This is a genomic window from Amycolatopsis sp. NPDC000009 (assembly GCF_055563465.1).
In genome coordinates this window covers 503728-527798 of the sequence record NZ_JBVHDI010000001.1, presented here as the reverse complement: position 1 = coordinate 527798, position 24071 = coordinate 503728, and the positions used below count along the sequence as shown (strand labels likewise).

The following is a 24071-nucleotide window of genomic DNA, read 5'->3' as shown; positions in this document are numbered from 1 at the left end:
TCCGATCGAGACACTGGAGAGAAAGAGATGGTTCGGAACAAATTCATCGCCGGCGTGAGTGCCGCCGTGATGACCGGCGCGCTCATGGTGGCCGTCGCCGACCTGGCCGACGGTGCCCCGATGGTTTCCTGGGCGCCCTGCGCCGAGGAATCCCTGAAAGGTTTCGAGTGCGCCACAGTGGCGGTGCCGATGGACTACGCCAATCCCGGCGGCGAACAGATCTCCATCGCGATCAGCAGGAGCAAGGCCACTGAACCCCAGCGACGCCGGGGAGTGCTGTTCACCAATCCCGGCGGCCCTGGCGGGGTCGGTCGCGAGTTCTTGCACAACTACTCGGACACCCCCTTGTCCAAGGTGTACGACATCATCGGCATCGACGTGCGTGGGCTGGGCGGCTCGACCCCTTTGAACTGCGAGGCACCCACCACGCCGGAACCTTCAGGATCGACGCGGCCGAGTGACGCGCAGTTTCCGCGCATCGCCGAGTACGAGAAGCTGTGGGAAGAGGGCTGCGTGCGTGGAGGCGGCGAATTCCGCCGCCACGTGACCACTCCGAACACCGCGCGGGACCTCGACCGCATCCGCGCCGCACTCGGCGAGCGCAAGATCAACTACTTGGGTGTGTCCTACGGGACCTGGCTGGGCGCGGTCTACGGGCAGCTTTTCCCGCAACGCCTCGACCGGAGCGTGCTCGACTCGTCCCTCGATCCCGGCACCACCTGGCACGACCAGGCCTACGACGTGGTCGACTCGACCAAGGCGAACTTCGACCACTGGGCGTCCTGGACCGCACGACGCGACGCGACGTTCCACCTCGGCGACACACCGAAAAAGGTCCGCTCCGCCATCGACGAGCTCGCCGACCGGCTGGCCGCCGGCCCCGTCGGCGGGATCGAAGGGCAAACCGAGCTCGACGTCGTGATCGGCCAGTACACGCGCTACCGGCAGGTGTGGGCGCCACTGGCGAAGAACCTCCAGAAAGTACTGGCGGAACTGCCACTCCCCGCTGGTGACCCGGCGTTGGCCGACAGCAACCGGCGCGCGGTGATGGCCGCGACCCGGCTGACCGAACAGGCCAAAACCGAGAACGGCGTCTACCGGACGATCCTGTGCGACTGGTCCTGGCCTACCGACCTGAACAGCTACTACCGCGACATGCGGCGGGTCCGGGAGACGCTGCCGTTCGGCGGCACCGTGCCGCAAATGGCGCCGAACAACTGCTTCTACCACCAGCGCACCGGTGAACCTCTGCCGAAGATCGGCGCGGCGCGGTATCCGAAGGGGCTCGTCTTGGCCGCCGAGGGAGACACCCAGACGCCGCTGGTGAACGGGGAAGCCATGGCCAGGACCCTGGGCAGCTCGTTGATCGCGGTACGCGACGAGGGTCAGCACGGCCAGTACGCCGCGGGAAGCGGTGACCCCGACATCCCGGTCAAGCCCAACCCGTGCGTCGACGACCGGGTCAACGCCTACCTGATCGACGGGAAGCTCCCGCCACGACGTACCGATTGCGAGACCGCCAACCCGCCCGCCGCGATCCCCACCGACCCGGCACCGGGCGTCGAGGACCTGATCACCGACCTGGGCAGCATCGCCGAACGACTCCTGCACGCCGTGCTGCCCCACCCGGCCCGCTGATCGGTGACGCCGGGCATCCGCCTGATCACCTACCCGGCGTTGTCGGTTGAAGCACCAGCACAGCGAGCGCAGAGTCCAAAGACCTCCACGGTGTAGGCGATTTCGGTGAAGGCATGCTCGTCGGCGATCCGGCGAGCCCAGGACGCCACGGTGGGGCCGTCGACCTCGACCGCGTACCCGCAGGTCCGGCAGACCAGGTGATGATGACGGCGGCTCGAGCGTCGCCGGTAGACGGCCTCACCGTTGTCCAGGCGCAGCATATCGGCCTGCCCCGCGGCCACCAGGGCCTGCAGCGCCCGGTAGACGGTGGTGAGCCCGACGTCCTCGCCGCGTTCTCGCAGCAGTTCGTGCAGGTGCTGGGCAGACCGGAGACCCTGGAGCTGGTCGAGCAGGCGCACCACCGCGGTACGTTGCCGGGTGGTGCGCTGACCCGGCACTGTCGAGTGGAGGGTGTCCCGGCCCATCGGCTACCTCCTCGCCGGGTTCATGATCCGGCACCGTCGCCCGCGGTCACCCGCCCGCGTGCCGCGCTGACCGCTTTCCCGGCGGCCGCTCCCGGTGCGGCGGCGAGGTAGGTGACCCGGAGGACGCCCGTAGTGGATTCACGGTCGATGAGGACCTCGACGCCATAGACCGACTCGATCAACGGAGCGGTCAGGACGGACTCCGGTGGTCCCGCCGTGACGACCTCTCCGTGGTCGAGGATGACGACGTGGTCGCAGTAGCGTGCGGCGAGGTTGAGGTCGTGCAGGGCGACGACGCAGGTGACGCCCAGGGTGGTCAGCAGGTCCAGTAGTTCCAGCTGATGCCGGATGTCGAGGTGGTTGGTCGGTTCGTCGAGGAGGATCTCGAGCGGCTCCTGCGCGAGGGCGCGGGCGAGCTGGGTGCGCTGTTTCTCGCCCCCGGACAGGGTGTGCCAGCTCTGGTGCTCCTTGTCGGCGATGTCGACCCGCTCCAGGGCCGCGTCGACGATGTGCCGGTCGTGTTCGGTCAACGCGTCGAACCGGCCCCGGAAGGGGGTGCGGCCGAGTTCCACGACCTGGCGGACGCTGACGTGGCTGTGGGCGGTCACGTCCTGCTCGACCACGGCGAGCCGCCGGGCGAGTACGCGGCGGCCGAGGTCGCGCAGGCTGGAATCGTCGAAGCGGACCGTTCCGGTATCGGGTCGTCGCAAACCGGCGAGCAGGCGAAGCAGGGTGGACTTGCCCGAACCGTTGGGCCCGAGCAGACCGACGATTTTTCCGTCGTGCGCCGTCATCGCGATGTTGTCGAGCAACCGGTGCCCCTTGACCGACCAGGACAGCTCAGTGGCGGTGATACGCCCCATCAGGACTCCAGACGCTTCAGGACCAGCGCGAACGCGGGCGCGCCGAGCAGGGCGGTGATGACGCCGGCGGGTAGTTCGTGGGGAGAGAACGCGGTGCGGGCGAAGGTGTCCACCCAGATCAGGAAGATGGCACCGACGATCCCGGACAGTGGAAGCAGGAGGCGGTGCATCGGGCTCACCAGGATGCGGACGGCGTGCGGGATGAGCAGCCCGATGAACCCGATCGCACCGGAGGACGCCACGGCGGCCGCGGTGATGACCGACGTCAGCACCATCAGCCAGACGCGGGCCGCGGTGACGTTGATGCCCAGCGCGGCGGCGGAGTCCCAGCCGAAGGTGAAGGCGTCCAAGGCCGGCGCGAAGAACAGGATGGCGAGCACCCCCACCAGGATGATCACGATGGTGACGGTCACCCCCTCCCACCGGGCACCGGCCAGTGTGCCGAGCAGCCAGTAGGTGAAGCCTCGGGTGGAGTTCGCGTCCCCGCTGACCATGAGGATGACCGCCGTGGCCGCGGCGAAGAACTGGGACACGAGCACGCCGGTGAGCACCACCCGGGAAGGACTGGCCACCCGGCCGCCACCGAGCAGTGCCAGCAACAGGCCGAAGGAGACCAGGCCACCGACGAAGGCGCCGGTCGAGAGGGAGATGCCTCCGCCGATGCCCAGGAGGAGAACGGCCACCGCGCCGGTGGAGGCACCGGAGGAGACGCCCAGCAGGTACGGGTCGGCCAGGGGGTTCCTGGTGATCGCTTGCAGGACCGCGCCGGCGACGGCCAACGCCGTGCCGACGACGGCGGCGAGCAGCACCCTGGGGAAGCGCGATTCCCAGATCAGGGCGTCCAGCAGTCTCGGCAGCGGCGGAGCAGGCGCGATCCCGTCCAGGCCGAGATGCCGCAAGATCACGGAGACCACGTCGAGCGGGCCGATGTCGGCACTCCCGAACAGGGAAGCCGCGATGATCGACACGAGCAGAGCCGCGGCCGCCACGAAGAAGTACAACACCGTCGAGGCGCGCCGTGGGCGCATCGGAACCGCCCCGCGGTTCACGACCGGGCTCTTACCGCGTCCGGCGGCACTGGCTGAACTCGTCGTCATGACGGCAGACCGTTCACGGGATTTCGTTCAGGCCGTCGACGAGCGCGGGAACCATCCGCACGCTGCCGTAGCCCGGATCCATGTGCGCGCCGGGGATGGTGACGAACCGGTTGCCCGCCACCGCGCCGAGCTTGCTGGTGAGCGGATCCTTCTTGAGCAGGTCGATCTTCTCCTGCACGGTGTCGTTGGGTTCCCCCCTGGTCAGGTCGGCCAGGATGATGACGTCGGGATTCCGGGCGGCGACCTCGTCCCAGCTCACCTCGGCCCATTTGGTCGACGCGTCGTCGAAGATGTTCTTCACCCCCACGAGGTCGGAGACGCGCTGCGGCAGCCCGCCGGGGCCCGCCGCCCACGGAGTTCCCGCGTAGGTGGAGTAAAACCACATCACCTTCAGCGGGGTGTCCCGCTTCTTGACCTTGCCCAGCGCCTTGTCCACGACGGCCTGCTGTTCGGACGCCAGTTTCTCCCCCGCGGCCGGTACGCCGAAGATCTTGGCCAGCCGCCGGTACTCGTCGTACAGCATCGGGAAGTCCGCGCCCGCCACGCTGGCGTGGTAAGAGCAGTCGAACTCGGACAGATAGGTCGGCACCCCCAGTTTGTGCAACTGGTCCCGCTCACCGCCTTGTGCCGCGGTGAGGAAGCTCGCGAAGGAGCTGTAGACGAAGTCCGGCTGCGCTTCCAGCAGTTTCTCGTGTTTGATCGTCTCCTTGCGCGCCGACAGGATCGGGATCTTCCGGTACTGCTCGGCGGTGTCGTCCGGCGGTTTGAAGGTCTCGTAGCCCGATCCGACGATGCGGTCCCCGACCCCCAGATGAAGCAGGATCTCGGCGGCGGTCTGGTTCATCGTGACGGCTCGCTTCGGCGCCGCCTCGAAGGTCACGTCGGTGCCGCAGTTCTTGATAGTGAACGGATAGGCCGTCCCACCCGGCCCGGGCGCTGCTTCCGGCCTGTCCGCTCCGGAGGAGCCACCGCCCGCGCAGCCCGCGAGAGCGATCAGCATCGCGGCGGTCATGACACTGATACCCGATTTCATTTTCATTAAGGACACGATAGCAGGCTGCGAGCGGACAACGCAGAGCCTTTGACGGCGTGGGAGATCAGGTCACGATGCGGTCGGGCGTCAGGACGTCGAGCGAGGGGCCGCCCTGGCGTCACCGCGTCGCCCTCGACATCTCGCGAGTCGTTTTCCCTTACCTCCCAGCGTTACCGGCCCTCTCGAGGCCCAACTCGAAACGACCAGGCGGCCTATTGAAAATGATAACCACTTGCAGTAGAACTGTGGGGTGCCCATGCCTCGACACGGACAAGGGTCCCTGCTGACCGCAGCCCAGCCCTTCCCGCTCACCGCTCTCCGACATCCCGCCGTCTCCACGCTCCTCGACGATCACCGGGCCCTGCTGACCGAACTTCTGGCCGGCCTGGGGTCACCTCTGCACGTCGTCCTGCCGGAGGTCTTCGAGGAGAACGTCACCGGTCTCCGGCAGGCGTTCGCCGAGACGGGCGCCGACGTCGACATCCTGTTCGCCAAGAAGGCGAACAAAGCCGGCTGCTTCGTCTCCTCCGCCGCCGCCCTCGATGCCGGAGTGGACGCCGCCAGCGGCCCCGAACTGGTCAAAGCGCTGGCAGGTGGCGTGCCCGGACACCGGATCGGTGTCTCCGGCCCGGAAAAGGACGACGCGCTGCATTCGCTCGCCGTCCAGCACAACTGCATCGTCGCCGTCGACTCGATCAATGAACTCCGCAGGCTGGCCGCGACGGCACGGCTCGCGGACCGGCGGGTCCGCGTGTTGCTGCGTTCCCGGACGGCAGGCCAGCCGGGTAGCCGCTTCGGCATGGCCGCCGCCGAACGCGATGCGGCCGTCGGCCTGAGTCTCGACCTCGCGGACCACGTGCGCTTTCAAGGATTTTCGTTCCACTTGAACGGTTACTCGCCGGAGGAACGCGCGACGGCGGCGAACGAGATGATCGAGCACTGCCTCGGCGCCAGGCGACGTGGCGCGCTCTCCGCCGAAGTGGTCGACATCGGCGGCGGGCTACCGATGCGCTATGTCGAACCGCGGCTCTGGGACGAGTTCCTCCAGCAGAACGAGACCGACCACTACCACGGGACCAAGGCCGCCAACGGTTTCTCCTTCTACCCGTACGGCGGGCAGCCTCCCGCGCAGGCGGCCCGCACACTCATGAACCACCCCGTCGACGGGAACGAAAGCCTGGCGGCGAAGGCGGCCCGCAACGGCATCCGCTTCATCGTCGAGCCCGGCCGGTCCCTGCTGGACCAGGCCGGTTTCACCGTGTACCGCGCACAGCAGGTCGACGACCGGCGGGACACCGACGGGTACGCGATCGTCACCGTCGCGGGCACCAGCCTCAGTCTCAGCGAACCGTGGTTCAACACCGACTATCTCCCGGATCCCGTGCTGCTCTCCGCCGAACCCGCCGACGACGAGGCGTTCCCGGCCTGTGTCGCGGGCTCGACCTGTCTGGAACGGGACATGGTGACCTGGCGGAAGATCGGGTTCCCCCGGCCGGTGCGGCCCGGTGATCACCTGGTCTACCTCAACACGGCCGGCTACCACATGGACTTCCTCGAATCACGGTTCCACGACGTCCCGCTGCCGTCGAAGGCCGTGATCCGGCTCGGCGGCGACGGGCCACCGCGCTGGCGACTTGACGGAATCTGAGCAGCCTCGAAACAAAGGAGAACTCTCGCATGTCACAGAGCTACGCCGAACCCGGGCAATTGTGGTTGTTGCCGCAGTCGCAGCAAGAAGGGCTGGACTTCGACTACCGGCAGGTGCTCGAGGTCGTCGAGCAGGCCTATCGCGCGGTGCGGGAAAACGGGTCGGACAGTCCGGTGAAGACGGTCATCGAAGACCCCGACGACCACTCGCTGAGTTACTCGATGGTGGCGAGGGACGCTGCCAGCGAAACCGTGTGTTTCAAGGCCGTCTACGAGTTCGATCCGAGCCGCCGCCGCGACGAATACCGGTTCCACTCCTTCATCTTCATCGCCGACGACACCACCGGTGCGCCGATCGCGCTGATGGACGTGGTGAAACTCGGGCCGTTGCGGTCGTCGGCCACGAGCGCGTTGTTCGCCCGCGCGGCCTGCCCCGACGCCCGCAGCGCCCTGGTCGTCGGCACCGGCGTCCAGGGGCAGATCGCCCTGCCGATGCTGCTCGCGGCGCTGCCCGGCCTGGAGCGCCTGCAAGTGTTCGGCACCTACCCCGAGGGATTGCGCGCCGTTCAGGACAGTGTCGAGGGCCGCGACGTCGAAATCGTGGACGACCTGGAGAAGGCCGCGGGCCAAGCCGACATCCTGATCGGCACCTCCGGCTTGTCCGTGACACAGACGGTCCAGCGCGACTGGGTGAAACCGGGATCGATCTCCGTGCTGCTCGGATACGGCGTGCACGACGTGTTCCACGGCGCGGACTACCGGATCGCCACCAACACCACGCAAATGCACGTCACCTGCGGCAAACTCCGCGCCCCGGACGGCAGCCTGCCGCCGGTGGACGCCGAACTGCCGGACATCCTGCTCGGCCACACACCCGCCCGGCGCGACCCGTCCGACGTGGTTTTCGCCTACAACAGCGGAATGGCGGTCACCGACGCCGCGCTGGGCCGGTACATCGCGGATCTCGCGCTGGCGGCCGGGCGCGGGGAACGGGTCGGCTTCTGGTGAGCGACGGCACGATCGAGATCGGCGCCCGCCGGCGGGCACGGACTCCGGGGGCGATCATCCCATGAACCACGTCCTCGAACCGGCGTCCTCGATCTCCTTGGTACGCCAGGAGGTCATGGGCCTGCCCTCGTACGATCCGGGCGCCGACCCGGACGAGGTCGCCCGGTTCAGCGGCACCACCCGCGTGATCAAGCTGTCCAACAACGAGAGCCCGTTCGGCATCTCCCCCGCGGTCGCCGAAGCCGTGCACCTGCGCCTGGCCGGGGGCTTCTCCCGCTATCCCGATCCCACCGGCAAACGGCTCGCCGAGGCCATCGGGCAGAACCTGGCCGTACCGGCCGACCACATCGTGCTCGGCAACGGTTCGGAGAACATCCTGGAACTGCTGTGCCAGGCCGTACTCGACCCAGGCGACCTGGTCACCACCCAGGCGCCGGGGTTCAGCCTGCACGAGATCTTCCCGCGCATGATGGGCGCCCGGGTGGAGAAGGTCCCGGTCACGACCGAATTCGGGTTCGACGCGGCCGCATGGCGCGACGCCCTCGCCGCGGGCCCGAAACTGGTCTTCCTCGCCAATCCGTGCAATCCCACCGGCACGATCCTCGACGCCGGTGAATTGGAGCGCGTCGTGGCCGGCACACCGCGTTCGGCCTTGCTGGTGCTCGACGAGGCTTACGGCGAGTTCGCCCGTCCCGATCCGGAATACCCCGACGGGCTGGAGGTTCTGCGTGGGCTCGACCGGCCGTGGATCGTGTTGCGCACGTTCTCCAAAGCCTACGGGCTCGCGGGCATCCGGGTCGGATTCGGCATCGCCTCGGACGCCGGCCTGGTCCACGCACTGAGCCGGGTTCGCACTCCCTACAACGTCAACCAGCTGGCCCAGGACGCCGCCGTCGCCGCGCTGGGTGATCACACGCATCTGGCGGACACCGTGCGCCGGACCCGCCTCGAGATCGCCAGGGTCGCGGAACGGTTGCGCGGCGCGGGATTCCGCGTCGTGCCGTCCTCGGCCAACTTCCTGTTCATCGACACGGACCACGGTTCGGACTGGGTGGCGAAGGAACTGCACCGCGCCGGAATCATCGTCAAGGCCTGGCGCGAACCGGGATACGAGAACTTCATTCGAGCCTCACTGTCGACCCCCGAAGAGAACGACGTCTTCGTCAGCTGTCTGACGGAGATCTGCGCGAAGGGCAAGCGATGATCAAGGACAGGGTGTCCGACCTGGTCGGGCGAACGCCGCTGATCAGACTGGCGGTGGCGGACGGGGCGGGAACCGTCCTGCTGAAAATGGAGCAGTACAACCCCACCGGCACCGCCAAGATCCGGATGGCCAGGAACATGGTGGACGAGGCCGAGGAGCAGGGGCTGCTCGCCCCTGGCGGCTGGCTGGTCGAGGCCACCTCCGGCAACACCGGGATCGGTTTGGCGCTCATCGCCGCCGAACGTGGCTACAAGTTCACCGCCGTGGTGGACAACCACGCCAGTATCGACAAATTGCGCGGCATGCTCGCCTACGGCGCCGAACTGCTCAACGTCTCCGGGGACGAGGACGGACTGGCCACCGCCGAGCGCTACGCCACGGCTCGACGGCTCGCCGCCGAGCAGGGCGCGTTCTGCACCGCGCAGGACAGCAATCCGGGCAACCCCAACGGCTACCGGCCGCTCGCGCGCGAGTTGCGCGACGATCTGGGCGAGGACATCCACTACCTGTACGGAGCGGTCGGCACCGGCGGTTCACTCTGCGGGACCGGCCGCGTCCTGCGGGAGCGCATCCCGGATCTGAAGATCATCGGTATCGAACCGGTCGGCTCCATCGCCTTCGGCGGGGAAGAAGCGCCGTACCACCAAACCGGTACCGGGACACCGGAAGTATCGGAGATCTGCGACGTCCTCGACTACGCGCTGATCGACGAAGGGATCAAGGTCAGCGACTCGGAAGCCTTCGAGACCTGCCGCTACCTGGCAAGGAATTTCGGGATCCTGATCGGCGGCTCGGCGGGCGGCGTGGTCTACAAGGCCTTGGAAAGGGCACAGGCCACGGGACCCGATACCACTATCGTCGTGCTGGTGTGCGACGGCGGCGAGAGGTACTTGGACACCGTGTACAACGACGAGTGGATGGCGGCCAACGGTCTCATCGACGCGCGGGTCGCCGACCGGCTCGCCGCCATGCTGCGGCCCACCCCGGCCGAGGCCATCAGGAAGGCCCCCGCCGAAATCCACTGAATCACCGCGGACGACGATGTTCGTCCGACGCGAAGAAAGTCCCGCCCGCGGTCACGCGGGCGGGACTTTTCTCGTCGTCCACCGATCAGGAGGCGTCCTCGATGAATCCTTCGAGCTGCGAGGCGAGCAACTCGACATAGGCACCGTTGAGCGCGAGAAGTTCTTCGTGCGTTCCGGTCTCGGCGACGCGTCCGTCGGAGATGACGACGATCCGGTCGGCGGTACGGATGGTGGAGAGACGGTGGGCGATGACGAGCGTGGTGCGGCCGTGCCGGGCTTCGTCCATCGCCTCGGTCACCGCTTGCTCGCTGGCGGCGTCGAGGTTCGACACGGCTTCGTCCATCACCAGGATGGGGGCGTCCTTCAGCAGTGCCCGTGCGATCGCGATTCGTTGCCGTTGCCCGCCGGACATGAGTGCGCCGAGCTCGCCCGCGACGGTGTCGTAGCCGTTCGGCAGGGTCGTGATGAACTCGTGGGCTTGTGCGGCCCGTGCGGCCGCCTCGACCTCTTCGTCGGAGGCGTCGGCGCGACCGAGGCGGATGTTGTCCCGCAGACTGGTGTTGAACAGGAAGGTGTCCTGCGGTACCAGGGTCATGAGGCCACGCAGGTCCTCCTGCGGGAAATCGCGGACGTCGTGCCCACCGACGGACACCGAGCCGGACGTGACGTCCCAGAACCTCAGCAGCAGGTTGGCGCAGGTCGACTTGCCCGCGCCCGAACGCCCGACCAGCGCGACGGTCTCGCCGGGACGGATCTCGAAGCCGATGTCGCTCACGGCGGGCTGAAGATCGTCGCGGTAGGCGAACGTGACGTCGGTGAAGCGGACATGCGGCACGACCGGCCCCTCGGGCGGGCGGCTGACCAGGTCGGTGACCGGGGCCGGCGCGTCGAGCAGCGTGTTGATGCGATCGGCCGACGAGGCGACCATGGACAGCTCGCGCGCCACCTCGGTCACCTTCAGCACCGGCAGCATCGCCATCCCGGCGAGCACGACGGCGACGGGGAAGAGCGAGCGGTCGAGTTCACCCGCGATGACGAGCTGCGCGCCCAGGACGAGGACGACGAGTATCCCCAGGAGGGCGATGGTGTCCGTGGCGGCGTATTCGATGCCGCTTCGGCGCCCGTGCGCGGATTTCGCCTTCGCCAGCCGTGCACTCTGTTTGCGCAGCAACCCGAGCCGCTGCTCGTGTGCGCCGAAATTCACCAGTTCGCGCAATCCCTGGAAGGTGTCGGTGCTGTCCGCGCTCATCCGGCCGAGGGAGTCACGCAGTTCGTGGCCGTGCAGTTCGGCCTGACGCCGCAGCCACGCCGGGACCGAGGCGAGCAGAATCAGGATCGGGACCAGCACGCAGGCCAGCGACCAATGGAACCAGCCCAAGGCGACGGTGGTGGCCACCGGAACGGTCGACGCGACGGCCAGTGGGCTGAGCGTGTGGGCGAAGAACAGTTCGATCTGTTCGACGTCGGAGACGGCGGCCGAGCCGAGGTCACCGGATCGCCGCTCGAGCATGTAGCCGGGCGAGAGCCGTTCGAAGGCGGCGAACACCTTGGCCCGGGTATCGGCCAGCGCCCGGAAGGCGGCGACGTGGGCGTAGGTGCTGTCGGCGATACTCAGGACGACCAGCGGGAGGATCAGGCAGCCGAGCGCGATCAGCCAGCCGGTGAGCTGTTCCAGCGAAGCCCCCGAGGCCGCCCGTGCCACCACGTACGCGCCGATCCCGGACGAGGCGAGCAGGAGCAGCTGGTGCAGCACACCGGCCAGATAGGCCACCGTGATGAGCCGTCGGTGTTCGCCCAGCAGGGGCATGAGGCTCCGCAGCCTGGTCACCAGCGACCGGTCCGATCGTGGCACTACCGCGTCGCCGTGCCCGTGAGCGTGGCCGTGGCCGTGCTCGTGGATGTGGATGGTCGAGGTCATGCCGGTACTCCAGTCTGGGTCGCGACGAGTTCGGCGTAAAGGCCCTTGCGCGCCAGCAGATCCGGGTGGCTGCCGAATTCGACCACCCGGCCGGAGTCCATCACCACGATGCGGTCGGCGTCGCGCACCGTGGACAGCCGGTGGGCGATGATGATCGTCGTGCGGCCGCGGGTCAGATCGCCGAGAGCCTGGGTGATCTCGGCTTCGTTGGCGGCGTCGATGCTCGACGTCGGTTCGTCGAGGATGAGCACGGGAGCGTCCTTGAGCAGCGCGCGGGCGATCGCGATGCGCTGGCGCTCGCCACCGGACAGTTTCAGGCCACGTTCGCCGACGATCGTGTCGAAGCCCTGAGGCAGGCGCGCGATGAAGTCGGCCGCTTGAGCCGCCGTCACCGCGCGACGGATCTCCTCGTCCGTCGCGTCCGGTTTGGCGAGCAGCAAGTTCTCCCGGATCGTGCCGTGGAACAGATAGGTGTCCTGCGCCACGACGCCGATCAGTGATCGCAGCCGCGCCAGCGGGAACTCCGCGATGTCACGCCCGTCGACGCGGATGGAGCCCGCGTCGACGTCGAAGTACCGCATCATCAGTCCGAGCACCGTGCTCTTGCCTGCTCCGGAGCGGCCGACGATGGCCACCCGCTCGCCTGGCGCGACCGTCAGGCCGAACCCGTCGAGGGCCGGGGCACGCCGGGTCGGATAGCAGAACCGGAGGTCGCTGAACTCCAGTCCTGGAGGGTTCTTCCGCAGTACCGGGGCCGTGGTCGCCGTGTCCCGCGCGTCGGGTTCCAGACACAGTACGTCGGCGACCGCGCGGCCGGCCGGGATGGCGTGATACGCCGAGTGATAGGCGGCCTCCAGTTCGCTCATGGGCCGGAAAGTCTCGCGGGTCAGCATCAGGATCGTGAACAGCCCCGCGATACTCACCGAGCCGGTGGTCGCGTGCCAGGCGCCCAGGCCGACGGCGGCCGTCGTGCCGATCGGCACCATCAACGCGCCGATACTCGAGGTGCCGCACCAGGCGATCATCAACCGGATCGAATCCCGGCAGAACACCTCACCCCGTTCGACCATCTCCCGTCCGCGCCTGCCGCTGGCGTTGAACGCCTTGAGCGTCCCCATCCCTTGCACGGCGTCCAGACTCTCGGAGTACATGCCGCGGTAGGACACCATCCAGCGTCCGCCGCGTTCCCTGATCGCCTGTTCCCCGAACAACTTGGACAGCGGCGCCAGCAGAGCGCACGCGAGCACCACCAGTCCCACCAACGGATCGACCGCGATCAGGTACACCGAAGCCAGGCAGGACCCCAGCACGGACGCCACCACGGCAGGCACGAACCGGCCCACCAGCGGGTCGAGCAGTTCCACCGAGTCCACCAGCGTCGACTGCAGATCGCCGGTGCGCATCCGCTGCGCCTGACCGGGCCCGATCTCCATCAGCTTGACCGTCAGCCCTTCACGCACCGCCTCCTTCACCCGTGCCGACACCCGGGGTGCCCACCAGTCCCGGACGACGATCAAGCCGATACGCGCCAACTGCAGCACACCGATCCCGGCCAACGTCGCCAGCAGACCACCGACGTCACCCGAGGAGAACGCCTTGAACAGGAGATCCGCGATCATCAGGCCCTGACCGACATACGTCGCCGTGATCAGCAACATCAGGCCGACGAGACCGGCTATCTCCGCCCAAGCCCGTGGTCGTAAGCCCAGGAACAACTTGATCGTCGACCACACGGCCGCACCTCCACAAAGGTTTCGTTCGCTTGCGGACGGGTGATCCCGCCGGAACGGGCCGGCAACCGCCCGGCCACCGGGATCGATCTCGCCGGCCTCACCGGCACCAACCCTACAATGAAAACCGTTATCAACAGCAGTCGGGCCGCCGAGATTTCCCAAGCACACGCCCAAAGGACGATGCATGCGTCCACTTTATTGAAAATGATAATCATGTCAAGGTGGACGGCCGGCTACTGGCTGCGCCCGACCCGCTCGAGGCCCTGGTGCCACTGCCCGAGAATCGCGGATTCCTTGCGGGGTGAGGCAAAGGTGACGCGTCAGAGAAGGAGGTCCACAGGCCGCGCGCCAGCGGCGGGGGCGATCACGTTCACTGGACGATCGTCAAAATCGACGCTGAATCGCCCTTGGTACCCGAACACGAAGAAGGCCCAGGTCATCGACCTGGGCCTTGTGCTCCCCCGCTTGGACTCGAACCAAGAACCCTCCGGTTAACAGCCGAATGCTCTGCCAGTTGAGCTACAGGGGATCGTGCTCCGTACCGGCCGGATCGCTCCGACCGATGAGAGAACTTTAGCCCATGCCCCCGGGCGGCCGCGCACCCACCCCCCACTTTCGGGATCACCTCGTCAAGCTCGCGTTTTGAGGGACAATGACAGCTGGAGCAAGATCGAACGGAGGCGTGGACTCGGATGAAGATGTTCCTGCTGGGCGCGGCCGCGGGCTACGTGCTGGGCGCGAAGGCCGGCCGGGGGCGGTACGAGCAGATCGTGCGGACCTACCGCAAGATCGCTGACCACCCCATGGTGCAGGGCGCCGCCGGGGTCGCTCGCGCCAAGGTCGGTGAGCGGTTCGGGCGGCCTCAGCGCTGACCCGGGCCGAAAGGGCCCTTTCCCTACGTTTGACGAAGGGAAAGGGCCTTCAGCCCACGACGGCGACCACGAAAACGCGCCGGAACTCGAACCAGGTGGTCCCGTCGGGGCGCGGCGGGTAGGCCTCGTCCAGCTTCCGGGCGATCTGGGCACGGAAGTGGTCCCAGTCCTCCCCCGGCAGCGCCTCCTTGACCGGCCGCAGCGAGGTGCCGGTGATCCATTCGAGTACGGCGTCCTCCCCGGTCAGCCGCTGGAGGTACGTCGTCTCCCAGGCGTCGACGGCGCACCCCGCGTCGGCCAGCAGGTTCCCGTAGCCGAGCGGGCTATCGACGGCCTCGTTCTCCCGCAGGACGACGTCGGCGAGGCGCGGAGCCCACTCCTCGGTGCGCGCGAGGGCACGGACCAGGGCGTGGGACGGGGCATCGAAGTTGCCGGGGACCTGGAACGCGAGCGTCGCCCCGGACGGCAGCAGATCCACCCAGCGGCGGAGCAGGCGGCGGTGTTCCGGGACCCACTGGAGCACCGCGTTCGAGATGACCACGTCGGTGTCCGGTCCGGGCACCCAGTCGTTGACGTCGAGCACTCGAGCGTTGACGCCCCGCGAGCGGGCGGCTTCGACCATTTCGGGTGAACTGTCGCTCGCCTCGATGATCGCGCCGGGCCAGCGTTCCGCCAGGCCGGCGGTCAGGTTTCCGGGCCCGCAGCCGAGGTCGGCGACCCGGCGGGGCTCCTCGGCCGGTATCCGGGCCACGAGGTCGTGGAACGGCCTGGCCCGCAGGTCCGCGTAGTCGAGGTACTTGACCGGATCCCACATGGCGCCTCCCAGCGATACAGTACGAGCGTACTGCTAGCCGCCGGGCTTCGCCAGCTTCCTGGCCGCTTCCTCGGCGATCGCCTTGACGACGTCGGCGTCGGTGCCCGGGTCGGGCCGCACCTGCAGCACCGTGCCGTCCTGACCGGGGACCTTGCGCTCGACGAACCACGCTCCGCCGGTTTCGAGGTCCTTGCGGTGCCGCCCCCGCACCGAGCCGTCGACCCGCTGCCGCACCAGGATCGGGACCTTGCCGGGCCTGGGCAGCCGGAACCGGACCGGCGTCCTGTCGGCCAGCAGTACGGCGTCCCCCGCCGTCCCGGTCTCCTCGGACTCGGTCAAGGTCAGCACGCCGTCGGACCACGCGGCCTTGCCGACCAGATGCCAGCCGACCCGGCGCGGCCCCGGGATCCACAGTCCCAGCGCCGTGACCAGCAGATATCCGCCGCCCTCGACCGACGCGGCGCCGACGACGTGCTCGCCGTCGTCCAGCGAGCCGTCGAAATCCGCCGGGACACGGTCACCCAGCAGGTGACGCAGCCAGCCCATGCTCAGTCCAATCCGCCGATGGCCTGTTCCTTCAGCGCCTTCCGGTACTGCTCGAGCGCGACGAGGTCGCCGAACAGGGCGCGGTAGTCGTCCGGCGCCTCGACCGGGGAAAGCCGCTGGAGCTTCGACTTGATCTCGTTGATCTGGCGGCCGACGAGGCTCTCCTGTACCGCCGCGAGTTGCGCGGAGATGTAGCGCGAATCGACCTCGCCCTTGGCACGCAACGGTTCCACCGAAAGCTCGCTGAGCACCCGCCGCACGGTTCCCTGCGGGCAGTGCGGAGCGGCGGCGTCGAGCAGGGCCGGCCCGGTCAGCCCGGAACCCGCTCCCCCGGCGGCCAGCAACGCCTTGTGGATGGTGACGTAAACCGGATGGGTGAAAGCGTCCTCGGGGAGCGCGTCGTACTCGGCCCCGGCGAGCATCGGCTGCTGCAGCGCCGCCTTGAGGGCCTCACGCTGCGCGATGAACCGCGGGTCGCCGGGCGCGGGCCTGGGCAGATCCTCCTCGGCGGCCGCGGCGGGAGCGGGCCGCCGGACCTCGACGGTGGCGGAGCGTTTCGCCGCCGCCCCCGCGCTGCCGCGCACCCGGTTCACCACCTGCGCCGCGTCCTGCCAGCCGACCCACCACGCGAGTTTCGACGCGTACCCGTCACGGCTGGCGCGGTCCCTGATACCCGCGACCATCGGGACGGTCTTCTGCAGCGCCGCCACCTGACCGTCGACGGAATCGAGGTCGAAGGCCTTGAGCATGCTCTTGATCGCGAACTCGAACAGCGGGATCCGCCGCGCGACCAGGTCGCGCACCGCGGCGTCGCCCTTGGCGAGCCGCAGCTCGCAGGGATCCATGCCGTCGGGGGCGACCGCGATGTAGGTCTGCCCCGCGAAGGTCTGGTCGCCCTCGAACGCCTTCAGCGCCGCCTTCTGGCCCGCTTCGTCGCCGTCGAAGGTGAAGATCACCTCGCCGCGGAAGGCGTCGTCGTCCATCATCAGCCGCCGGAGGACCTTCATATGGTCCTCGCCGAACGCCGTCCCCGACGACGCCACGGCCGTCGGGACGCCGGCGGCGTGCATCGCCATCACGTCGGTGTAGCCCTCGACGACGACGACCTGGTGCCGCTTCGCGATCTCGCGTTTGGCCAGGTCGAGGCCGAACATCACCTGCGACTTCTTGTAGATCGGCGATTCCGCCGTGTTCAGGTACTTCGCCGAGACGCGGTCGTCGTCGTACAGGCGCCGCGCGCCGAACCCGACCACCTCGTTGCCGACGTCGCGGATGGGCCAGAGCAGCCGCCGGTTGAACCGGTCCATCGGCCCGCGTTGCCCCTCCTTCGCCAGCCCGGCCGTGAGCAGTTCCTTGACCTCGAACCCGCGGTTGAGCAGATGCTTCGTGAGCTTGTCCCAGCCCGCCGGCGCGTACCCGCAGCCGAACGTCTGCGCGGCGGCGGAGTCGAAACCCCGTTCGGACAGGAAGTCCCGCGCCGCCCGCGCGTCCGGGGTGAGCAGCTGCTCGGCGTAGAACTCCTGCGCCGCGCGGTGCGCCTCGATCAGCCGGGCGCGGGTGCCGCGATCACGCTGGACGCTTCCGCCGCCGCCTTCGTAGGTCAGCCGGAACCCCACGCGATCCGCGAGGCGCTCGACGGCTTCCACGAACGAGATCAGGTCCATCTTCTGGATGAACTTGATCACGTCACCGCCTTCGCCGCAGCCGAAGCAGTGGAAGGTGCCGTGGGTGGGGCGCACATTGAACGACGGGGTCTTCTCGTTGTGGAACGGGCAAAGCCCTTTCAGGCTGCCGCCGCCGGCGTTGCGGAGGGCCACGTAGTCACCGATGACCTCGTCGATCCGGTTGCGCTCGCGCACCTCCGCGATGTCGCTTTCCCGAATCCGTCCTGCCACGCTCATCACTCTAGGCCGTGTCCGGTTAGTCGCTTCGATGGGCTTCGTGATCCAGGTGGTTCCTGGCGGTGCGGGCGGATCGGCCTCGTACCGGGTCGTACTCGGCCGCATCCGCCCGTGCCGTCAGGGGCCGCCTGGGCGCGAAGACCGCGTAGTGACTAACCGGACACGGCCGAGTTCTTCCTTCCGACGGGCTGTGCGGCACACTCGGGGAATGAGCACCGCCCTGGACGAACTCGCCGGGAACTTCGCCGCACTGCGCCCCCATCTGGTCTCGGTCGCCTACCGGCTGACCGGCACGCTGTCCGACGCCGAGGACGCGGTCCAGGAGTCGTGGCTGCGCCTGAGCGGCCTGGACGAACGGCGCCGCTCGGCCATCGAAGACCAGAAGGGCTGGCTCACCACCGTCGTCAGCCGCATCTGCCTCGACCGGCTGCGGTCCGCGGTGGTGCGCCGCGAGCGGTACGTCGGCGAATGGCTGCCCGAACCGGTCCTCGGCCCGCTGGGCACGCCGTCGTCGGAGGATCCGCTGACCGTCGCCGTCCGCGACGACGGGATGCGCATGGCGGCGATGGTGGTCCTCGACCGGCTGACGCCGGAACAACGCGTCGCGTTCGTCCTGCACGACGCGTTTTCCGTGCCGTTCGGGGAGATCGCCGAGATCCTGGGCTGCACGCCCGAAACCGCGCGCCAGCACGGTTCCCGCGGTCGCCGCGCGGTCGCGGACGCCGATCCGCCGCCCCGGACGGCGCTCGCCGAGCAGCAGCAGATCATCGAGAAGTTCATGACCGCGATGCTCACCGGCGACATCCAGGCGGTGGCCGAGGTCCTGCATCCCGACGTCGTCCTGGTCGGCGACGGCGGCGGCAAGGCGCGCACGGCGATCCACACGGTCGCCGGGTTCGACAAGGTCACCCGGCTGTTCCAGGGCCTCATGCGGATGTACGACCCGGCGGGGATGGAGCAGGCGAGGCTCGCGCTGGTCAACGGCGACCTCGGGGTCTACATCCCGCCGCAGGCGGCCTCCGCCGGGTTCCGGGCGCTCGACGAGCACGTCGACGCGTTCGTCATCCGCGACGGGAAGATCGTCGCGATCTACGACGTGGCGAACCCGGACAAGCTCACCACCGCGCGGACCCGCGTCGGCCCCTGACCGCGTTTAGTCCTCTGAATGCGCCTGGGGCGCATTCAGAGGACTAAACGCGGGAGTTTTCAGGGAAGCGGGATCTTGCAGGCGTCGCCCGAGGTGAAGCCCTGCGCGGTGATGTCGAGCGCGCTGTTCATCCGGGCACGCATGTTCTCCAGGCCGATCTGGTAGGTCAGCTCGATGACGCCCTTGCGCCCGAACTCGCGTTCCAGCTCGGCGACCTGCTCGTCGGTGGCGGTCACCGGGCTCGCGGTCATCGCGTCGGCGTACGCGAGCGCGAGCCGTTCCTGGTGGGTGAAGGCGGGCGACTTCGCGTAGTCGTCGATGTTCTTCAGCCGTTCGATGTCGAGTCCCTCGTGCAGTTGCAGCATGGTCCCGAAATCGATGCACCACGAGCAGCCGAGCTGGGTCGCGACGCGGTACACGGCCAGCTCGCGCACGTTCGGCGGCAGCGTCTTGCTGGCCTTCTCCGCCATCATTTCGTGCATACCGTTCGCCCGGAGCAGGGCCGGGTGGTGCGCGTAGACGGCCATCGGCTCGGGCACGGCGCCGAAGCGCTTGCCGGCGAACTTGTAGAACAGCTTCAGCAGGAAGCCGGCCTCGGCGGTCTTGACGGCGGGAATACGCGGCATGGTGTCCTCCTCGTGCGGTTGCGATCACCGAAGGGACGAGACGGCCCGCGCGGACGTGACACCGACGCCGGTGACGTGAGCCACGCGGCCGGTCGGGGCCTCGATTTCGCCTTTTCGCCGGAACCTCCAGTCGATCATCGACGGTAGGCTGATGAGTCGGCCCCGAGGAGGATCGATGCTCGCCGTCGAGGATCCCGCCACCGGACAACGGATCACGGCCGTCCCCGACTGCGGGCCCGCCGAGGTCGACAAAGCGGTCCGCGCCGCCGCCACGGCATGGCCTGCCTGGCACGTCTCGGACCGGCACGCGGCGCTGACGTCGTGCGCGGTCGTCGTCGAGGAGGCCGCGCCCGTGCTGGCCCCCGTGCTCTCCGAAGAGCAGGGGAAACCGCTTCACGAGGCCGAAGCCGAGTTCACCGAGGCGGCGTCGCGGTTCCGGTACTTCGCCGGGCTGCGGCCGGAACCGCGGGCCGACAGCGGCGGACCGGTCGCCGCGATCACGCCGTGGAACTTCCCCGTGCAGTCGGCCGTCGCGAAACTCGCGCCGGCGTTCGCCGCCGGGAACACGGTGGTGCTCAAGCCGTCGCCGCGCACCCCGCTCACCACGCTGCACCTCGGCCGGATGCTGGCGCAGGTGCTGCCGCCCGGTGTGCTGACCGTGCTCACCGGCCGGGACCCCCTCGGTGAGTGCCTGGTCGCCCACCCCGGGATCCGGCAGGTCGACTTCACCGGCTCGGCCGACACCGGGAAGCGGATGGCCGCCGCGCCGGACTGGCGACGGCTGACGCTGGAACTGGGCGGGAACGATCCCGCGGTCGTCCTCCCCGGCACGGATCCCGCCGCGATCGCGGAACGGCTCTTCTGGAGCGCGTTCGCCAACTGCGGTCAGATCGGCGTGGCCGTCGAGCGGGTCTACGCCGTCGGGCCCGCCTACGACGGTGTCGTCGAGGCGCTGGCGGCCGTGGCGGCGCGAGTGGTGGTCGGCGACGGACGGACCCCCGGGACGCAGCTCGGGCCGGTGAACAACCGCCCGCGGTACGACCGCGTCACCGGTCTCACCGACGAGGCGCGGGCGGACGGCGCGCGGATCGTGACCGGCGGGCCGCTCGACGGGCCAGGGTACTTCTTCGCCCCGGCGATCCTCGCCGAGGCGCACGACGGGATGCGAGTCGTGACCGAGGAACAGTTCGGCCCGGTGCTGCCGGTCGTCCGATGCTCCACAGTGGACGAAGCGGTCGGCCTGGCGAACGCCGCGGCGCCCGGCTTGTGCGGTTCGGTGTGGGGCGCGGACGAGGAGTACGCCGCCGAAGTCGCGGCACGGCTCGGCAGCGGGACGGTCCGGGTCAACGCACACCTGGCGCTGTCGGTGGACGGGCCGTTCGCGGGCTCGCGGTGGTCGGCGAGCCGCGACGGCCTCAGGGCGTGATCGTCCGGACGTCCCACACCCAGACGCCGTCGACGAACTCGGCGGGCTTCCGCAGCAGGAGGTCCACGGTGGTCCGGAAAGCGTCCTGGTGTTCGCGCGGGATCAGCACGAGCACGTCGGCGTTCCAATACCGCAGATCCTCCAGCGCCTGCATCCGCTGCGACTCGGTGATCGTCGCCGGTATCCCGGTCTGCTTGATCTGGTCGAAGATGACCGACGTCGGCCGCTGGACGGCGCCGTAGCGGCCGCGTTTGTCGTCCGGGCCGCTCGGCCCGACGAAGTAGCCCTCCGGCATCGAATAGCCGAGTCCCGCGTCGATCTGCCAGTGCAGCGGTTCGGATTCGCCGGAACTCGGCAACGGCACGGGGACCACGGTCCCGCCGGGCGCGACGTAGCTCCGCCAGGTGCCGTCGGCGAGGAACCGCGGTGTCGGCGGCCGTTCCTTGACGATCAGCTGCGTCGGCGCGATCGGCAGCAGGACCGCGATGACGACGCCGATCCACAGCAGCCGCAACGGGAATCGCCGCTCCCCCGGCACTTCCGGGAGTTTCGAGGCGACCGTGTAGACGCGCTCCGTCGCCAGCGCCAGCAGCGCGCCGATCAGCGGGATGCAGCCCATCGCGAGCCGCGATTCCAGCAGCGACTCGAACAGCGGCAGCTCCGAGAAGAGCTTCCACGGTCCCGGGATCCCGGTTTCCTCGTGCACCACGATGATCTGCACGCCGAGCGAGAGCCAGGCCATCACGAACATGGAGATCGCCAGCGCCCGCGCGAACACCTCGCGCCACAGCCAGACGGTGACGACCACCATCAGCACGATCAACGGCCAGCCGAAGAAGGCGTTCTCCTCGGTGCGGTTCATCGACACGTCCGCGGCGGCCTGCGGCTGCCCGGCGACCGACTGCGTCGCGAACCGGGTGAACGCGGCCGTGTCGTTCCCGACCGGGCCGTGCTCGATCGCCTGATAGCTCTGCGGGCCGAAGAACTGCCACCACAGCGGGAAAGCGCACAGCACGAGCGCCACGAGGACCCCGATGCCGACGCCGATCCCCAGTGGTTTCGCCATCGGCGGGAACTCGCGGTGGTTCGTCGCGAAGTACGCGATGGCGAAGATCGCGAACGCCATCGCGAAGATCAGCAGCGGTTCCTCACCGAGGAAGATCTGGTACGCCGCCAGCAGACCGAGGAAGATCCCGTTGCGGACGGGGCGTTCGCCGCGGGCGATCTTGAAGACCAGCAGCGCGATGAACGGCAGGACGAACCACGCGACGAAGTTCGGGTGCGCGTTGCCGTGCGAGATCATCGGCGGGGCGAAACCGGCGAAGGCGCCGCCGATGGCCGCGCCGACCCGGTGGGTGACCAGATGCCGCGAGAACACCCAGTACCAGGCGGCCGCGGTGCCGGCGAGACCGCCGGTGAGCGCGATGGCCCAGGTGACCGTCGGGCCGAAGGTGAGCGTGACCGGCGAAAGCGGGATGCCGATGCCGAGCATGGCCGTGTTGGCCATCAGGTTCACGCCGAGCGGGTGGTTCTGGAAATGCGTGCTGAGCGGATTCCTCAGGTGCAGCACGTTGTCCGCGGTGACGGAGAAGAACCACTCCCACAGGTTCTGGTCCGACGCGCTGTTCCAGAGATAGCCCTCCTTGAGATCGAGCCAGAGCCCGTTGTAGAGCAGGAAGGCGAACAGCAGGAAACCGCCCATGATGGCGGCGTCGGCGGCGGCGAACCGGCGGGGTCTCGTGGGAGTCTTCGCGGCTTCCACCTCCGCCTCAGCCTGGAAAAGACTCACGGACCGTCCTCACGGCTCGACAACGCGGGCGAGAAAGTAGATCACACCCGTCGAGGCATGCCTGACGAGCAGAAGGAAGGGCCGATCGACGACGACTTCGATCGGTTCGTCGACGATGAGCGACGTCAACCGCATCAGGACCGCCGTCGCGGCGGCACCTTCGAGGCCTTGTTCGTCGATGCGGAGCACGGACTGGTGGACGACCTCGGACACTTCGAGCCGGTCGTCGTCGGCGAGTCCGGTGAGGTCGGCGTCGGCGGTGAACATCGTCCGCACGCCGAGGTCCTGGAGTTTCGCCGTCAGCGGGCTGTCGACGTCGAGGTCGAGTTTCGGCAGCGACAGGGCGATGGTCTTGGACCGCGTGTTCTCCAGCAGCCGCGCCAGCTTGCCCGGGTCGAGTTCGGCGTCGTCGAGATCACCGTCCGGCAGCAGGACGATCGCCTCCACCCCGCCCTCCGCACCAAGGCGGACGACCTGCCAGCCGTCCTCGTGGGTGTGGTCGAGCTGCTTTTCGAGCCACATCGTCGGCACCGTACGGGTGCCGGACGGCGCGTGGAAGTCCGCGGGCGCGGTGTTGTCACGCGAGAACGGGTTGGTCCAGGCGGTTTTGAGATACAGGGCGTTGACGATCGCGGCGACGGTGTCCGGCGCGACGGTCCCCGGCTTCAGCAGTTCGGGGATCAGTTCGCGGGTGGCCTCGGCGACGTCGGCGTTGATCAGCCGCCGCGCGGCCTCCGGATCGGCACCGAACGGGGCGCTTTCGACCTTCCCGCCCGGCCAGGTGGCGAGTTCCTCGCGGAAGGAGTCCTCGAGCGGGAGCCCGTCCCAGGCCCAGAGCGTGTTCGCGACCGCGAGTTCGGGACCGTCGTCGAGCAGCGACGAGGCCTTGCCCAGCAGGTCGGCCAGCTCGGCCGGGTCGCCGAGCAGCGCGATCAGCTCTTCTCTGGTCTTCCCCTTGGCGGCCTGGGTCACCAGGCCGAGCGCGCTCGCGATCGAGTACGGCGAGAAGCACGCGTTCTCCGCGCGGCTCGCCAGCACCCGATAGAGGTCCAGACCAAACCGGAGGTGGCTTTCGACGGCGCCCATGCCGCAGACCGTACCGTGGACGGGGCCGCCCGTCTCCTGTCCGAAAGTTCCGCCTTGCGCGCGGGGCGGGCGTCGCGAAAGCCACTTCCGGGACACCAGACGTTGCGAAAGTGGCTTTCGCGACCTGCTCGGCGCTCCCTGGGCCGGTCACCGGCTCCCCAGCCTCCCCCGACGTGGGGGCAAGCAGCGTGGGCACGGGTGTGGGGTGGGGGTGGGGGGTGGGGACGGGGCGGG

The 24071-nt window shown here is 68.8% G+C and carries 20 protein-coding genes and 1 tRNA gene; 8 read left to right on the top strand and 13 right to left on the bottom strand.

The window, feature by feature from the left end:
• The first annotated feature begins 27 nt into the window (after positions 1-27).
• On the top strand, positions 28-1638 hold the full coding sequence (locus ACZ3HL_RS02735) for an alpha/beta fold hydrolase (RefSeq protein ID WP_465528364.1): 1611 nt from the start codon (positions 28-30) through the stop codon (positions 1636-1638).
• 29 nt (positions 1639-1667) lie between these two features.
• On the opposite strand, the gene ACZ3HL_RS02730 is transcribed toward ACZ3HL_RS02735, so the two are convergent.
• The 4 genes from ACZ3HL_RS02730 to ACZ3HL_RS02715 are packed head-to-tail and all read right to left on the bottom strand — an operon-like array spanning position 1668 to position 5095.
• Entirely contained in the window at positions 1668-2102 is a 435-nt protein-coding gene (locus tag ACZ3HL_RS02730) for a Fur family transcriptional regulator (protein WP_465528362.1), read from the bottom strand.
• Between the two features lie 20 nt (positions 2103-2122).
• The gene (locus ACZ3HL_RS02725; protein ID WP_465528360.1) at positions 2123-2965 is read right to left on the bottom strand and encodes an ABC transporter ATP-binding protein; all 843 of its coding nucleotides are present in this window, start codon (positions 2963-2965) and stop codon (positions 2123-2125) included.
• Positions 2965-4062: a FecCD family ABC transporter permease gene (locus ACZ3HL_RS02720; RefSeq protein ID WP_465528358.1), complete on the bottom strand. Its 1098-nt coding sequence runs from the start codon at positions 4060-4062 to the stop codon at positions 2965-2967. The genes ACZ3HL_RS02725 and ACZ3HL_RS02720 overlap by 1 nt, the downstream gene beginning before the upstream one ends.
• Positions 4063-4075: 13 nt before the next feature.
• Positions 4076-5095 carry an ABC transporter substrate-binding protein gene (locus ACZ3HL_RS02715; protein ID WP_465528356.1) on the bottom strand — a complete coding sequence of 340 codons (1020 nt, stop codon included), beginning with the start codon at positions 5093-5095 and terminating at the stop codon, positions 4076-4078.
• Positions 5096-5351: 256 nt separating this feature from the next.
• Between ACZ3HL_RS02715 and ACZ3HL_RS02710 the strand changes: the two genes are divergently transcribed.
• The 4 genes from ACZ3HL_RS02710 to ACZ3HL_RS02695 all read left to right on the top strand — a co-directional run bounded on the left by ACZ3HL_RS02710 (position 5352) and on the right by ACZ3HL_RS02695 (position 9979).
• Entirely contained in the window at positions 5352-6743 is a 1392-nt protein-coding gene (locus ACZ3HL_RS02710; protein ID WP_465528354.1) for an alanine racemase, read from the top strand.
• Positions 6744-6772: 29 nt separating this feature from the next.
• Complete coding sequence (locus tag ACZ3HL_RS02705) at positions 6773-7750, top strand: ornithine cyclodeaminase (protein WP_465528352.1); 978 nt, start codon at positions 6773-6775, stop codon at positions 7748-7750.
• A gap of 61 nt (positions 7751-7811) precedes the next feature.
• A complete protein-coding gene (gene hisC / locus ACZ3HL_RS02700) occupies positions 7812-8954 on the top strand; it encodes a histidinol-phosphate transaminase (protein ID WP_465528350.1) in 1143 nt (380 codons plus the stop codon).
• A complete protein-coding gene (locus tag ACZ3HL_RS02695; protein ID WP_465416196.1) occupies positions 8951-9979 on the top strand; it encodes a PLP-dependent cysteine synthase family protein in 1029 nt (342 codons plus the stop codon). The genes hisC and ACZ3HL_RS02695 overlap by 4 nt, the downstream gene beginning before the upstream one ends.
• Positions 9980-10064: 85 nt before the next feature.
• Here the strand turns inward: ACZ3HL_RS02695 and ACZ3HL_RS02690 are convergent, their stop codons facing one another.
• The 3 genes from ACZ3HL_RS02690 to ACZ3HL_RS02680 all read right to left on the bottom strand — a co-directional run bounded on the left by ACZ3HL_RS02690 (position 10065) and on the right by ACZ3HL_RS02680 (position 14159).
• Positions 10065-11897 (bottom strand): ABC transporter ATP-binding protein, encoded by a 1833-nt coding sequence (locus ACZ3HL_RS02690; protein WP_465528348.1) that lies wholly within the window; start codon positions 11895-11897, stop codon positions 10065-10067.
• On the bottom strand, positions 11894-13630 hold the full coding sequence (locus ACZ3HL_RS02685; RefSeq protein WP_465528346.1) for an ABC transporter ATP-binding protein: 1737 nt from the start codon (positions 13628-13630) through the stop codon (positions 11894-11896). Before ACZ3HL_RS02685 ends, ACZ3HL_RS02690 begins: the two co-directional genes overlap by 4 nt.
• A 456-nt stretch (positions 13631-14086) precedes the next feature.
• Positions 14087-14159, bottom strand: a tRNA-Asn gene (locus tag ACZ3HL_RS02680).
• A 163-nt stretch (positions 14160-14322) separates the two neighbouring features.
• Between ACZ3HL_RS02680 and ACZ3HL_RS02675 the strand changes: the two genes are divergently transcribed.
• The gene (locus tag ACZ3HL_RS02675; protein WP_007031230.1) at positions 14323-14502 is read left to right on the top strand and encodes a hypothetical protein; all 180 of its coding nucleotides are present in this window, start codon (positions 14323-14325) and stop codon (positions 14500-14502) included.
• 49 nt (positions 14503-14551) lie between these two features.
• Here ACZ3HL_RS02675 and ACZ3HL_RS02670 read toward each other — a convergent pair whose 3' ends face one another.
• The 3 genes from ACZ3HL_RS02670 to dnaG are packed head-to-tail and all read right to left on the bottom strand — an operon-like array spanning position 14552 to position 17763.
• Positions 14552-15316, bottom strand: a complete 765-nt coding sequence (locus tag ACZ3HL_RS02670; RefSeq protein ID WP_465528344.1) for a trans-aconitate 2-methyltransferase — start codon at positions 15314-15316, stop codon at positions 14552-14554.
• A gap of 33 nt (positions 15317-15349) precedes the next feature.
• The gene (locus ACZ3HL_RS02665; RefSeq protein ID WP_465528342.1) at positions 15350-15862 is read right to left on the bottom strand and encodes a hypothetical protein; all 513 of its coding nucleotides are present in this window, start codon (positions 15860-15862) and stop codon (positions 15350-15352) included.
• Positions 15863-15864: 2 nt separating this feature from the next.
• A complete protein-coding gene (gene dnaG / locus ACZ3HL_RS02660; RefSeq protein WP_465528340.1) occupies positions 15865-17763 on the bottom strand; it encodes a DNA primase in 1899 nt (632 codons plus the stop codon).
• Between the two features lie 208 nt (positions 17764-17971).
• Between dnaG and ACZ3HL_RS02655 the strand changes: the two genes are divergently transcribed.
• The gene (locus ACZ3HL_RS02655) at positions 17972-18910 is read left to right on the top strand and encodes a sigma-70 family RNA polymerase sigma factor (protein WP_465528338.1); all 939 of its coding nucleotides are present in this window, start codon (positions 17972-17974) and stop codon (positions 18908-18910) included.
• Between the two features lie 59 nt (positions 18911-18969).
• Here the strand turns inward: ACZ3HL_RS02655 and ACZ3HL_RS02650 are convergent, their stop codons facing one another.
• On the bottom strand, positions 18970-19536 hold the full coding sequence (locus tag ACZ3HL_RS02650) for a carboxymuconolactone decarboxylase family protein (RefSeq protein WP_034316424.1): 567 nt from the start codon (positions 19534-19536) through the stop codon (positions 18970-18972).
• 175 nt (positions 19537-19711) lie between these two features.
• On the opposite strand from ACZ3HL_RS02650, the gene ACZ3HL_RS02645 reads away from it, so the two are divergent.
• Positions 19712-20962, top strand: a complete 1251-nt coding sequence (locus tag ACZ3HL_RS02645) for an aldehyde dehydrogenase family protein (RefSeq protein WP_465528336.1) — start codon at positions 19712-19714, stop codon at positions 20960-20962.
• Here the strand turns inward: ACZ3HL_RS02645 and ACZ3HL_RS02640 are convergent.
• Together ACZ3HL_RS02640 and ACZ3HL_RS02635 are read right to left on the bottom strand one after the other, a co-directional pair.
• Positions 20952-22751, bottom strand: a complete 1800-nt coding sequence (locus ACZ3HL_RS02640; protein WP_465416212.1) for a glycosyl transferase — start codon at positions 22749-22751, stop codon at positions 20952-20954. The genes ACZ3HL_RS02645 and ACZ3HL_RS02640 overlap by 11 nt on opposite strands.
• 9 nt (positions 22752-22760) lie before the next feature.
• Positions 22761-23837 (bottom strand): serpin family protein, encoded by a 1077-nt coding sequence (locus ACZ3HL_RS02635; RefSeq protein ID WP_465528334.1) that lies wholly within the window; start codon positions 23835-23837, stop codon positions 22761-22763.
• Positions 23838-24071: the final 234 nt, after the last annotated feature.

Bases quoted from the DNA above. Each gene is read 5' to 3' on its own strand.
- ACZ3HL_RS02735 (WP_465528364.1), top strand. From the start codon at position 28: ATGGTTCGGAACAAATTCATCGCCGGCGTGAGTGCCGCCGTGATGACC.
- ACZ3HL_RS02730 (WP_465528362.1), bottom strand. From the start codon at position 2,102: ATGGGCCGGGACACCCTCCACTCGACAGTGCCGGGTCAGCGCACCACC.
- ACZ3HL_RS02725 (WP_465528360.1), bottom strand. From the start codon at position 2,965: ATGGGGCGTATCACCGCCACTGAGCTGTCCTGGTCGGTCAAGGGGCAC.
- ACZ3HL_RS02720 (WP_465528358.1), bottom strand. From the start codon at position 4,062: ATGACGACGAGTTCAGCCAGTGCCGCCGGACGCGGTAAGAGCCCGGTC.
- ACZ3HL_RS02715 (WP_465528356.1), bottom strand. From the start codon at position 5,095: ATGAAATCGGGTATCAGTGTCATGACCGCCGCGATGCTGATCGCTCTC.
- ACZ3HL_RS02710 (WP_465528354.1), top strand. From the start codon at position 5,352: ATGCCTCGACACGGACAAGGGTCCCTGCTGACCGCAGCCCAGCCCTTC.
- ACZ3HL_RS02705 (WP_465528352.1), top strand. From the start codon at position 6,773: ATGTCACAGAGCTACGCCGAACCCGGGCAATTGTGGTTGTTGCCGCAG.
- hisC (WP_465528350.1), top strand. From the start codon at position 7,812: ATGAACCACGTCCTCGAACCGGCGTCCTCGATCTCCTTGGTACGCCAG.
- ACZ3HL_RS02695 (WP_465416196.1), top strand. From the start codon at position 8,951: ATGATCAAGGACAGGGTGTCCGACCTGGTCGGGCGAACGCCGCTGATC.
- ACZ3HL_RS02690 (WP_465528348.1), bottom strand. From the start codon at position 11,897: ATGACCTCGACCATCCACATCCACGAGCACGGCCACGGCCACGCTCAC.
- ACZ3HL_RS02675 (WP_007031230.1), top strand. From the start codon at position 14,323: ATGAAGATGTTCCTGCTGGGCGCGGCCGCGGGCTACGTGCTGGGCGCG.
- ACZ3HL_RS02670 (WP_465528344.1), bottom strand. From the start codon at position 15,316: ATGTGGGATCCGGTCAAGTACCTCGACTACGCGGACCTGCGGGCCAGG.
- ACZ3HL_RS02665 (WP_465528342.1), bottom strand. From the start codon at position 15,862: ATGGGCTGGCTGCGTCACCTGCTGGGTGACCGTGTCCCGGCGGATTTC.
- dnaG (WP_465528340.1), bottom strand. From the start codon at position 17,763: ATGAGCGTGGCAGGACGGATTCGGGAAAGCGACATCGCGGAGGTGCGC.
- ACZ3HL_RS02655 (WP_465528338.1), top strand. From the start codon at position 17,972: ATGAGCACCGCCCTGGACGAACTCGCCGGGAACTTCGCCGCACTGCGC.
- ACZ3HL_RS02650 (WP_034316424.1), bottom strand. From the start codon at position 19,536: ATGCCGCGTATTCCCGCCGTCAAGACCGCCGAGGCCGGCTTCCTGCTG.
- ACZ3HL_RS02645 (WP_465528336.1), top strand. From the start codon at position 19,712: ATGCTCGCCGTCGAGGATCCCGCCACCGGACAACGGATCACGGCCGTC.
- ACZ3HL_RS02635 (WP_465528334.1), bottom strand. From the start codon at position 23,837: ATGGGCGCCGTCGAAAGCCACCTCCGGTTTGGTCTGGACCTCTATCGG.